The organism is Duganella flavida (assembly GCF_009857445.1).
GTDB lineage: Bacteria > Pseudomonadota > Gammaproteobacteria > Burkholderiales > Burkholderiaceae_D > Rugamonas > Rugamonas flavida.
This window is the reverse complement of the sequence record NZ_WWCN01000015.1, coordinates 67934-79900: the sequence shown is the minus strand read 5'-3', so window position 1 is coordinate 79900 and position 11967 is coordinate 67934. Positions and strand designations below refer to the sequence as shown.

Genomic DNA, 11967 nt, shown 5'->3' with positions numbered 1-11967 from the left:
GCGCGAAGGCCGGCTTTTTAGTGGGGCAGGGGACGCTTAATCGCGGTCGCCGCCGAAGATGCCCAACAGGCGCAGCAGGTTGGTGAAGATGTTGTACACGTCCAGGTACAGCGCCAGGGTGGCGGTGATGTAGTTGGTCTCGCCGCCGTTGATGATCTGCTGCACGTCATACAGGATGTACGCCGAGAAGATGGCAATTGCCACCACCGACATCACGATCGCCAGCGCCGGGATCTGCAGGAAGATGTTGGCGATCGACGCCAGCATCAGGATCACTACGCCCGCGAACAGCCAGGTACCCAGGCCCGAGAAATCGCGCTTGGACACGGTTGCCACCGACGCCAGCACCGCAAACACGGCCGCCGTACCGCCGAACGCGGTCATGATCAGGAAGCCACCGTTCGAGAAACCGAGGATGCGCGACAGCAGTGGCGTCAGCATCAGGCCCATGAAGAAGGTGAAGCCCAGCAGCAAGGCCACGCCCACGCCGGAATCCTTGTTCTTTTCAATGCCCCAGATGAAGCCGAAGGCCACCGCCAGGAACAGCAGCGCCATCAGGCCGCCGCCCAGCGGCAGGTGCAGGGCCACGCCCAGCGCCGCGCCAAATACGGTTGGCACCATCGACAGGGCCAGCAGCCAATAAGTATTACGCAGCACGTTGTGCTGGACAAATCGACGGTTTTCCGTCAGATCGTAAGTTTTTTGCATGTTAATCATCGTGATACCTCCAAATGCGGGGTAAAAGGTTACCGCTTGCTAAAAGCATAGCATGGCGGGTCAAGAATACGCAAAAACATGCCAAAAAGGCACTTAATCCGGACTTAAACTGCCTTCATGGCTCCGGCTTTTCGGAATATAGAGTGTTCTATGGTAAAATCAAAGGTTGATTGGATTATCAATTATTGTTTTAAACCTTTCTTTTTATTGGAGTTTTTCAAATGGCAATCGAACGCACCCTGTCGATCATCAAACCAGACGCAGTTGCAAAAAACGTGATCGGCAAAATCTACACCCGCTTCGAAGAAGCTGGCCTGAAGATCGTTGCCGCTCAAATGAAGCAACTGTCGCGCGAAGAAGCTGAAGGCTTCTACGCTGCTCACAAAGAGCGCGGCTTCTTCAAAGATCTGGTGGACTTCATGGTTTCGGGTCCAGTCATGATCCAAGCCCTGGAAGGCGAAAACGCCGTTCTGAAAAACCGCGAACTGATGGGCGCTACCGATCCTAAGAAAGCAGACGCAGGCACCATTCGCGCCGATTTCGCTGACTCGATCGACGCTAACGCAGTTCACGGCTCGGACGCTGTTGAAGCCGCTGCTGTTGAAATCGCTTACTTCTTCGGTAAGTAATTTGTAGGGATTCCGTTTCCGCACCGCGGTGCGGAAACGGGATAAATGATTAGTACTGTTTTGAGCCAAAATATGAACGCACCTCTGACCAACTTGCTGGATTTCGATCCCGCGCAGCTCACCGCTTATTGCGCCGAGTTGGGAGAGAAGCCGTTCCGCGCCAAGCAACTGCAACGCTGGATCCACCAATTCGGTGCGTCGGACTTCGACAGCATGACGGATCTGGCCAAGTCGCTGCGCGATAAGCTGAAGACCCGCGCCCAGATCGTGGCGCCGCAGATCATCAGCGACCACACCTCCACCGACGGCACCCGCAAATGGCTGGTCGACGTCGGCAACGGCAATGCCGTGGAAACCGTGTACATCCCGGAAGAGAACCGTGGCACGCTGTGCATCTCGACCCAGGCTGGTTGTGCCGTCAATTGCCGCTTCTGCTCGACGGGCAAACAGGGCTTCAGCCGCAACCTGAGCGTGGGCGAAATCATCGGCCAGCTGTGGATGGCCGAATTTGAACTGCGCCGCACCAAGGGCATCGAACCAGGACCGAAAGGCGAGCGCCAGATCACCAACGTGGTGATGATGGGCATGGGCGAGCCGCTGCTCAACTACGAGCCGACCGCCACTGCGCTGAAGCTGATGCTGGATGATAACGCCTATGGCCTGTCGCGCCGCCGCGTCACCCTGTCCACCTCGGGCGTGGTGCCGATGATCGACAAGCTGTCGCAAGAAGTGCCGGTGGCACTGGCGGTATCGCTGCACGCCTCCAACGACGAGCTGCGTAATGGCCTGATCCCGCTGAACAAAAAATACCCGCTCAAGGAGCTGATGGCCGCCTGCAAACGCTACATCGAGTTTGCGCCGCGCGACTTCATCACCTTCGAGTACTGCATGCTTGACGGTGTCAACGACACCGACCAACACGCGCGCGAACTGGTGGCGCTGGTACAGCACCCAGAATTCGGCGTGAACTGCAAATTCAACCTGATTCCGTTCAACCCCTTCCCGGAATCGGGTCTGCTGCGCTCGAAGAATCCACGCATCACGGCCTTCGCGCAAGTCTTGCTGGATGCCGGCATCGTCACTACCATCCGCAAAACCCGCGGTGACGATATCGACGCCGCCTGCGGCCAGCTGGCCGGCGAAGTGCAGGACCGTACCAAGGTCCAGCAGCGCATGGAAAAAATGGCCGAGTACCAGACTAAATTCGGCGCCAACTTCGGCAAGATCGTGGAGATCCGTTCCTGATGACCTTCCTGGCGCAGCGTAGCCGGCTCACTCTCGTCGCGCTTTGCGTGGCTGGGGCGCTGGCTGGCTGCGCCTCGTCGGGGCCGGGCAAGAGCGGCAAGGCCGAGCTGACTACCACCTCGGACGCTACTGCCGTGCAGCGCAAGGTGGACATTCGCATGCAGCTGGCGATTGGCTACTTCGAGCAAGGCCAGTACCCGGTGGCGCTGGATGAAGTCAAGCTGGCGCTGGCCGCCGACCCGAATTACGCCGACGGCTACGGCATGCGTGGCCTGATTTACCAGCAGATGGGCGAGACCGCACTGGCCGAAGATAACTTCGTCCGCGCCCGCAAGCTGGCTCCGGCCAGTCCAGACCTGGCCAACAACTACGGTTCTTTCCTGTGCCAGCTTGGCCGTGTGAAGGAATCGTTGCCGCTGTTTGATGCGGCCCTGAACAACCGCGCATATCGTTCGCCAGGCAGCGCCGCGAACAATGCCGGTTCGTGCGCATTGAAGATCAAGGATTACGCCAGCGCGGAGCGTTATCTGCTGCAAGCCTTGCAGATGACCCCCGACCTGCCGGCCACTAACGCCAATCTGGCGCGGGTGTATGTTGAAAAAGGCGATTATGTGCGCGCCAATTTCTTCATCACCCGTTTGAACAAGGTGGCAAAGATGGAGAGCCTGACGGCCGATGTGCTGTGGCTCGCGATTAAGGTGCAGCATAAGCTGGGCGATAAGGACGCGGAATCTGGTTGGGCGACGCAATTGCGTCGCCACCACGCCGGTTCGGCCGAATATGCTGCTTATCAACGTGGGGCGTTTGATGAGTGAAACAGGGGTACCAATGAATTCTGAGTGGGCAGAACCGCCGCAGGAGCAGGGCAACACTGGCAAGGCTACGCCCGGCGCATTGCTGGGCGCCCAGCGCGAAGCGATGGGTTGGACGGTGGAACAGATTGCAGACCAACTGAAACTGGCGGTGCGCCAGGTGAAGGCATTGGAAGCCGGCGATTACGCCGCGCTGCCGAATATGGCGGTCACGCGCGGCTTCGTGCGTGCCTACGCCAAGGTATTGAAGATGGATGCGGCCCCGTTGGTCGCCATGATTGAAGCAGCGCAGCCGACCAGCCCCGAGGTCGTGGTTGCGCCGCGCAAGGATTTGGCGGCGTCGTTCTCCGAGTCGCGCTTCCCGTCGATGACGGGCCGTTCGTCGGCGCCAGCCGGTTGGCTGATTGGCGTGGCGGTGGTGGTGGTAGTTGGCGCAGCAGGCGCCTACGCCTACCAGAGCGGCCTGATTCCGGCCTCGCTGTTTGAGCGCAAAGAAGAAGTGAAGCCGGTCGAAACGCCGGCGATTGAAACCACGTTGGTCAAGCCGGAGCAGGAAACTGCGCCGGTGCAGTCGACCAGTGTGCCGCTGATTTCGGTGCCGCCGCAAGGTGAGCAAGCAGCAGGTGCGGCGACCGTGCCAGCAGCACCGGCAATCGCCGCAGTGGCGCCGGCAGCAGCAGTGCCTGCGCCGACGCCGGCCCCGGTGGCGCCTGCTCCGGTACCGGCTCCTGCGCCAGCCCCAGTGGCCGCAGCGCCAGCGCCAGCGCCGACGCCTGCGCCGATTACAGCGAGCAGCGCCGGTCACCAGCTGGTGTTGAAAGTAACGGAAGATTCGTGGGTCGAGATTCGCCGCCCTGGCACCACCGCGCTGATTTCGCGCGTGGTGAAAGCCGGCAGTACCGAGACCTTCGATATCAAGGATCCAGCGCTGCTGATCGTTGGTAAGCCAGGTGGTGTGGAAGCCTCGCTGGGCGGCGCGCCGCTGGCGTTGCCGACCATCCCGGGTGGTACCATTTCGCGCGTAAATATCAAGTAAAGTAAGACAGAGTAAAACCATGACGCAAACTGCTATTCCATCGGGACCAATCGACCGCCGCGCCAGCCGCCGGGTGTTGATCTCGCACGGCGAGCGCAAGATCTGGGTGGGCGGCGACGCCCCGGTGGTGGTGCAGTCGATGACCAACACCGACACCGCCAACGCGATCGAAACCGCGATCCAGATCCGCGACCTGGCGCGTGCCGGCTCGGAGCTGGTGCGCTTGACCGTGGACCGTCCGGAAGCCGCCGAAGCGGTGCCGTACATCCGCGAGCAGCTGGACAAGATGGAGGTGGACGTGCCGCTGGTCGGCGACTTCCATTACAACGGCCACACGCTGCTGAACGATTACCCGGAGTGCGCGCAAGCGCTGTCCAAGTACCGCATCAACCCGGGCAACGTGGGCAAGGGCGCCAAGCGCGATACGCAGTTTGCGCAGATGATTGAAGTGGCAGCGCGCTACGACAAGCCGGTACGCATTGGCGTCAACTGGGGTAGCCTGGATCAGGCGCTGTTGGCGCGCATCATGGACGAAAACGCCGGCCGCGCCAATCCGTGGACCGCGCAGCAGGTGATGTATGAAGCGCTGATTACTTCGGCCATCGAGAACGCTGTGCGCGCGGAAGAACTGGGCCTGGCCCGCGACAAAATTATCTTGTCGTGCAAAGTCTCGGGCGTGCAGGATTTGATCGCTGTGTACCGCGAGTTGGGCAAGCGCTGCGACTATCCGCTGCACCTCGGCCTGACCGAAGCGGGCATGGGCAGCAAGGGTATCGTGGCGTCGACTGCCGCGCTGTCGGTGCTGCTGCAAGAAGGTATCGGCGATACCATCCGCATTTCGCTGACCCCGGAACCGGGCGGCGACCGCACCAAGGAAGTAGTGGTAGGGCAGGAGATCCTGCAGACCATGGGCCTGCGCAAATTCACCCCGATGGTGATTGCATGCCCGGGTTGCGGCCGCACTACCTCGACCACTTTCCAGGAGCTGGCTGATAACATCCAGACCTACCTGCGCGACCAGATGCCGGAATGGAAAAAGACCTATCCGGGCGTGGAGGCGATGAACGTGGCCGTGATGGGTTGCATCGTCAACGGTCCTGGCGAATCCAAGCACGCCAACATCGGTATCAGCCTGCCGGGCACCGGCGAATCGCCGGCCGCGCCGGTGTTCGTCGATGGCGCCAAGGTGGCAACGCTGCGCGGTGAGCGCATCGTGGAAGAGTTCCAGGAAATCGTACTGAATTACGTGAAGAAGAATTACAGCAAACATGTCTAAACAAGAAAAAATCTCCGCCGTCAAAGGCATGAACGACATCCTGCCGCAGGACTCGCACTTGTGGCAGCTGTTCGAAAACACCGCGCAGTCGGTGGTGCAGAGCTATGGCTTCCAGCAGATCCGCACGCCGATCGTGGAAGATACGGCGCTGTTTAAACGCGCCATTGGCGCGGTCACCGACATCGTCGAAAAAGAGATGTACTCGTTCGAAGATTCGATGAACGGCGACCAATTGACCCTGCGCCCAGAAGGCACGGCCGGCGCGGTGCGCGCCGTGATCGAGCACAATCTGGTGTACGAAGGTCCGAAGCGCCTGTGGTACACCGGCCCGATGTTCCGCCACGAGCGTCCGCAGCGCGGCCGCTATCGCCAGTTCTACCAGTTCGGCTGCGAAGCGGTCGGCTTCACCGGTCCTGACGTTGATGCGGAACTGATTATGCTGTGCCGCCGTCTGTGGGATGACCTGGGCCTGCCGGAGATCCGCCTCGAACTGAACTCGATCGGCGACGCCGAAGAGCGCGCGCGCCACCGCGTTGACCTGATCGCGTATTTGGAAAAGCACGAAGACATCCTCGACGCCGAAGCCAAGCGCCGCCTGCACAGCAACCCGCTGCGCATTCTGGACACCAAGAACCCTGCGATGCAGGACATGGTCAACGCCGCGCCGAAGCTGATGGACTACCTGGGCGAAGAATCGCTGGCGCACTTCAACGGCGTGCGCAAGATCCTCGACCACAACAACATTCCTTACGTGATCAACACCCGCCTGGTGCGCGGTCTGGATTACTACAACCGCACCGTGTTCGAATGGGTGACGGACTCGCTGGGTTCGCAGGGTACCGTGTGCGCTGGCGGCCGTTACGATCCGCTGATCGCATCGTTTGGCGGCAAGCCTACGCCTGCCGTCGGTTTCGCGATGGGCATCGAGCGCCTGCTGGAACTGATGAAGGAAGCCGGCGAGCCGGAAATGCCTAACCAGTGCGACGTCTACCTGGTGCATCAAGGCGAAGCGGCGCAGCTGCAAGCCTTCGTACTGGGCGAGCGCCTGCGCGATGCGGGCCTGGACGTGATCATGCACGGCTCTACCCTGGCCGGCGCGGGCAGCTTCAAATCGCAGATGAAGAAGGCCGACGGCGCTGGCGCCGCATTTGCCGTCATCATTGGCGAAGATGAAGTCACCAACCACACCGCCAGCGTGAAAGCGATGCGCGCGGCGGAAGGCGAACAGCAGCAAACCTCGGTGCCGTTCGACCAGGTAGTAGACTTCGTGGTGGACCAGATCACCGATAGCGGCGATCATCACCACCACGTGCACGATGAGCACTGCAACCACTAATTCAATTAACGATAACGGCAGACGAATACCATGGCATACGATCTTGAAGAACAAGAACAAATTGCGTCCCTCAAAGCATGGTGGGACAAGTACGGCAACTCGACTACCTGGGTGCTGATCGCGGCCCTCGCTGCGTACTCCGGCTGGAACGGCTGGAACTACTACCAGCGCGACCAGGCGGGCAAAGCCTCGGCGCTGTACGACCAGGTGCAAGCTGCCGTGGAAGCCAAGGACAACGCCAAGGTGCTGCGCGCCGCCGGAGACATGGAAACGCAATTTGGCAGCACCGCTTACGCGCCGATGGCCGCACTGGTTGCCGCTAAAAGCTCGTTCGAAGCCAACGACCTGAAATCGGCCAAGGCCCAGCTGCAATGGGCAGTGGACCACGGCGCCGACGAGTTCAAGGCCGTCGCCAAAGTGCGTCTGGCCGGCGTGCTGCTGGACGAAAAAGCCTACGACGAAGCGCTGAAAGTGCTGGCCGGTGACGTGCCTGCGCAATTCGCCGGCGCCGTTGCTGACCGCAAGGGCGACGTATTAGCCGCGCAAAACAAGCTGGCCGAAGCCCGCACTGCCTACAAGGCTGCACTGGATGCCACCGACAAGAAAAATCCTGGCCGCCAGCTGATTCAAATGAAACTGGAAGCCATCGGCGGCACCGCCTAAGATGCCGTCATTCCCGCGCAGGCGGGAATCCATGCTGAGTATGGGCCCCCGCTTTCGCGAGGGCGACGTCCAAGGTAACGATTGAGGTTGAAAATTTATGCGTATGACCAAAACAGTAGTTGCAGCAAGCGTGTTTGCGATGTTGGCCGGTTGTTCCTTGTTCTCGTCCAAAGAAACCAAGAACCAGCCGGCAGTGCTGGTGGAGCTGAAGAATCCATCGCTGACGCCAAAGGTCGTGTGGAAGTACTCGGTAGGTAAATCGGGCAACGCGGTGTTCACGCCTGCGCTGTCCGGCGACAGCGTGTACGTGGCCGATGCCGACGGCGTGCTGGTACGCCTGAACGCCGCTACCGGCAAGGAAATCTGGCGCGTCAAGACCGGCGTCGACCTGACTGCCGGCGTGGGCGTGGATGGTGATGTCGTGGTGGTCGGCGGCGTCAAAGGCCAGATCCTGGCGTATGACACCAACGGCAAGCAGCTGTGGAAAGCGCAAGCTTCGAGCGAAGTGCTGTCGTCGCCGGAAGCCGGCGGCGGTGTGGTGGTGGTACGCAGTGTCGATAACATGATCACTGGTTTCGACGCCAAGACTGGCGCGCGCAAGTGGAATGTAGCGCGCACCACGCCGGCCCTGACCCTGCGTAATGCGCCGGGCATGGTGATCAGCGGTCCTAACGCTTACATCGCTCAGCCGGGCGGCAAGCTGCTGGCGCTGAACCTGGCCGGTGGCCTGCAGCGTTTTGAAGTGGTGGTCGGCGAACCGCGCGGCGCCACTGAACTGGAACGTGTGACCGATATCGCCGGTACGCCGGTGATCTACGAAAAAGATGTATGCGCCGTGTCGTATCAAGGCCGTGTGGCCTGTTTCGATGCCACCACCGGCGCGCCGCACTGGAGCAAGCCGACTTCGTCCGACCGGGGCGTAGCGGTGGACCAGCGTTTTGTATTCGTCTCTGACGACAAAGGCGAAGTTGGCGCCTATAGCCGTGAAAACGGCGCCAACGCCTGGAAGAACGACAAACTGTCGTACCGTGGACTGTCGACCCCTGTGTCGTACGGCCGTGCGGTGGCAGTTGGCGACTACCAGGGTTACATCCACTTCCTGTCGCGGGAAGATGGTGCATTTATAGGTCGTGTGGCGACTGACGGCAGCGCAATCAATGCTGACCCGATCATCGCCGGCACGAATTTGATTTTCCAAACCCAATCAGGGACAGTGACCGCTCTCGCGGTCGAGTAATAAAATGAAGCCGGTAATCGCACTAGTGGGTCGACCCAATGTAGGGAAATCGACCTTGTTCAATCGTCTGACCCGCTCGCGCGATGCGCTGGTGGCGGACTTGCCTGGGTTGACGCGAGATCGTCACTATGGCGAGGGCCGTGTCGGCGAACGTCCCTTCCTCGTTATTGACACCGGCGGCTTTGAGCCGGTAGCCAAGGAAGGCATCCTCCACCAGATGGCGAAGCAAACCAAGCAAGCCGTGGCCGAAGCTGACGTTGTCATCTTCCTGGTCGACGGCCGCCAAGGTTTGACGCCGCACGACAAGACCATCACCGACTTCCTGCGCAAGAGCGGTCGTCCAGTGGTACTGGTCGTGAACAAGGCGGAGGGCATGCGCTACACCTCGGTGGTGGCGGACTTCTATGAACTGGGACTGGGCGAACCGGCTGTCATTTCGTCGGCACACGGCGACGGCGTGCACGATCTGGTCGATCTGGCGCTGGACACTGCGTTCCAACAGCGTCCGGAAGATCCGGAAGAGCTGGAGAAGACCGATCGTGGCGTCAAGATCGCGCTGGTCGGCCGTCCTAACGTCGGCAAGTCGACCCTGATCAACACCCTGGTGGGTGAAGAGCGCGTGATCGCTTTCGACATGCCGGGCACCACCCGCGACTCGATCGAAATTCCGTTCGAGCGCGATGGTAAGCAGTACACCCTGATCGACACCGCCGGTATCCGCCGCCGCGGCAAAGTGTTTGAAGCGATCGAGAAATTCTCGGTGGTGAAGACGCTGCAATCGATCTCGGAAGCCAACGTCGTCGTGCTGATGCTGGACGCGCAGCAGGACATCTCCGAGCAGGACGCCCACATCGCCGGATTCGTGCTGGAAACCGGCCGCGCGCTGGTCATCGCCGTCAACAAGTGGGACGGCCTGGAATCGTGGCAGCGTGACGAAATCAAGATCGACATCGACCGCAAGCTGGACTTCCTCGGCTTCGCCAAGATGCACTTCATTTCGGCGCTGAAGGCGCAGGGCATCGGTCCGCTGATGAAATCCCTGGACCAGGCTTACGCCGCTGCTTTCGCCGATCTGTCGACGCCTAAGCTGACCCGCGCGCTGATTGAAGCGGTGGAGAAGCAAGAGCCGAAGCGCAAAGGTTCGATCCGTCCGAAGATGCGTTATGCGCACCAGGGTGGTATGAACCCGCCGGTGATCGTCATCCACGGCAATGCACTGGATGCTATCGCTGAGCCATACAAGCGTTATCTGGAGAAGCATTTTCGCGAGACCTTCAATCTGGTCGGTACGCCGCTGCGCATTGAACTGCGCACTGGTAAAAACCCGTTCGCCAAGGGTTCGGAAAAATAAGCGGTTTTTTTGCAGGAACAGCCTGCAAAAAGTGCAAAAACAAGGTACAGTGGCTTAGAAGCACCACTTTTAGCGTGGCGAGCGGTGTTTCAGCGAAAAATGTTTGACTTTTATATGACTTTTCGCTGAGCCACGACCTTGAAAGTACTTGAAATCAAGCGTTTCGCCTCCACTTCCAACACAACAACATAAAATGGAGCTGTTATGAGCAACAAAGGGCAACTGTTACAAGACCCATTCCTCAATGCCTTGCGCAAAGAGCACGTTCCTGTTTCGATCTACCTGGTCAACGGCATCAAGCTGCAGGGCCACATCGAATCGTTCGATCAATACGTCGTACTGCTGCGTAACACCGTGACCCAGATGGTCTACAAGCACGCCATCTCGACCGTGGTGCCGGCACGCGCCGTCAACCTCAACATCGAAAACGAAGCGGAATAAGCATTTGCAACACCGCTTCTTTTTACCTAGCCTGACCGTCTTATGCGCGCAGCTTTAGTCGGTATCGATTTCGGCCAGGGCGACTTTGCCGCCAGCATGGAAGAGTTGCAGTTGCTGGCTCGTTCCGCTGGCGCTGAGCCAGTGACAACCATCACGGCCAAGCGCTCTTCTCCGGACGCAGCTTATTTCGTCGGCAGCGGCAAGGCCGACGAGATCGGCCAAGCCGTGCTGGCTGATCGCTGCGAAATCGTCATCTTCAATCACGCCTTGTCGCCGGCACAGCAGCGTAACCTGGAAAAGCGTTTGAACATCCGGGTGCTGGACCGTACCAGTTTGATCCTCGATATCTTTGCGCAGCGCGCGAAGAGTCACGAGGGCAAGCTGCAGGTTGAGCTGGCGCAGTTGCAGCACTTGGCCACGCGCCTGATCCGCGGCTGGACTCACCTGGAGCGCCAGAAGGGTGGTATTGGTTTGCGCGGTCCTGGTGAAACCCAGCTGGAGACCGACCGCCGACTGATCGGCGAGCGGGTGAAGGCCCTGCGTGCCCGCCTGGCGAAGCTGCGCAAGCAGCACGAGACCCAGCGCCGTTCGCGCAACCGTACCCAGACCTTCTCAATCTCGCTGGTGGGCTACACCAATGCGGGTAAATCCACTTTGTTCAACGCGGTCACCAAGGCCGGCGTGTATGCGGCCGACCAGCTGTTTGCCACCCTGGACACGACTTCGCGCCGCGTCTACATGGGCGAGGAAGTTGGCAACGTGGTGCTGTCCGATACGGTCGGTTTCGTGCGCGAGCTGCCGCACCAGCTGGTGGCGGCATTCCGCGCCACGCTGGAAGAGACGATTCATGCCGATTTGCTGCTGCACGTGGTGGACGCTGCGTCCCCGGTGCGCATGGAGCAGATCGAGCAGGTCAACCTGGTGCTGCGGGAAATCGGCGCTGATCACATTCCGCAGATTTTGGTGTGGAATAAGATCGACGCTGCAGACCTGGAGCCTTCGGTTGAGCGAGATGAATATGATAAGATTTCCCGAGTCTTCCTCAGTGCGCGCACCGGACAAGGACTGGATCTGCTGCGCGGCGCCATTACGGAGTGGGCCAAGGCCGCACCGGGCGCACGCCTGAACGAGGCGTACCAGATCGAAGACGGCGAAGAAGAATTAGCAGAAGTAGAGAGCAGTCCCACCCTCACTGACGTTGGATCACACTAATGCGTGTCTCCT

12 protein-coding genes are annotated in these 11967 nt (G+C 60.0%); 11 read left to right on the top strand and 1 reads right to left on the bottom strand.

Translation table 11 applies throughout. The annotated features are described in order from the left end of the window. Positions 1–36: 36 nt before the first annotated feature. Complete coding sequence (locus GTP46_RS22105; protein ID WP_161008783.1) at positions 37–717, bottom strand: Bax inhibitor-1/YccA family protein; 681 nt, start codon at positions 715–717, stop codon at positions 37–39. Between the two features lie 221 nt (positions 718–938). Between GTP46_RS22105 and ndk the strand changes: the two genes are divergently transcribed. From ndk to hflX, 11 genes are all read left to right on the top strand, one after another. Further along, a complete protein-coding gene (gene ndk, locus GTP46_RS22100; protein ID WP_161008782.1) occupies positions 939–1346 on the top strand; it encodes a nucleoside-diphosphate kinase in 408 nt (135 codons plus the stop codon). Between the two features lie 72 nt (positions 1347–1418). After that, positions 1419–2591 (top strand): dual-specificity RNA methyltransferase RlmN, encoded by a 1173-nt coding sequence (gene rlmN / locus GTP46_RS22095; protein WP_161008781.1) that lies wholly within the window; start codon positions 1419–1421, stop codon positions 2589–2591. After that, the gene (gene pilW, locus GTP46_RS22090) at positions 2591–3406 is read left to right on the top strand and encodes a type IV pilus biogenesis/stability protein PilW (RefSeq protein WP_161008780.1); all 816 of its coding nucleotides are present in this window, start codon (positions 2591–2593) and stop codon (positions 3404–3406) included. The genes rlmN and pilW overlap by 1 nt, the downstream gene beginning before the upstream one ends. A 13-nt stretch (positions 3407–3419) precedes the next feature. Further along, positions 3420–4439 (top strand): RodZ domain-containing protein, encoded by a 1020-nt coding sequence (locus tag GTP46_RS22085; RefSeq protein ID WP_161008779.1) that lies wholly within the window; start codon positions 3420–3422, stop codon positions 4437–4439. A gap of 19 nt (positions 4440–4458) precedes the next feature. Further along, a complete protein-coding gene (gene ispG, locus GTP46_RS22080; protein WP_161008778.1) occupies positions 4459–5715 on the top strand; it encodes a flavodoxin-dependent (E)-4-hydroxy-3-methylbut-2-enyl-diphosphate synthase in 1257 nt (418 codons plus the stop codon). Next, the gene (gene hisS / locus GTP46_RS22075) at positions 5708–7051 is read left to right on the top strand and encodes a histidine--tRNA ligase (RefSeq protein WP_161008777.1); all 1344 of its coding nucleotides are present in this window, start codon (positions 5708–5710) and stop codon (positions 7049–7051) included. The genes ispG and hisS overlap by 8 nt, the downstream gene beginning before the upstream one ends. Before the next feature lie 30 nt (positions 7052–7081). After that, a complete protein-coding gene (locus GTP46_RS22070) occupies positions 7082–7714 on the top strand; it encodes a YfgM family protein (protein ID WP_161008776.1) in 633 nt (210 codons plus the stop codon). A 97-nt stretch (positions 7715–7811) separates the two neighbouring features. Then, positions 7812–8951 carry an outer membrane protein assembly factor BamB gene (bamB, locus tag GTP46_RS22065; protein WP_161008775.1) on the top strand — a complete coding sequence of 380 codons (1140 nt, stop codon included), beginning with the start codon at positions 7812–7814 and terminating at the stop codon, positions 8949–8951. Between the two features lie 4 nt (positions 8952–8955). Next, complete coding sequence (gene der / locus GTP46_RS22060) at positions 8956–10302, top strand: ribosome biogenesis GTPase Der (protein ID WP_161008774.1); 1347 nt, start codon at positions 8956–8958, stop codon at positions 10300–10302. 204 nt (positions 10303–10506) lie between these two features. After that, positions 10507–10743 carry an RNA chaperone Hfq gene (gene hfq, locus GTP46_RS22055; RefSeq protein WP_072780809.1) on the top strand — a complete coding sequence of 79 codons (237 nt, stop codon included), beginning with the start codon at positions 10507–10509 and terminating at the stop codon, positions 10741–10743. A gap of 42 nt (positions 10744–10785) precedes the next feature. Continuing rightward, entirely contained in the window at positions 10786–11955 is a 1170-nt protein-coding gene (hflX, locus tag GTP46_RS22050; RefSeq protein ID WP_161008773.1) for a GTPase HflX, read from the top strand. Positions 11956–11967: the final 12 nt, after the last annotated feature.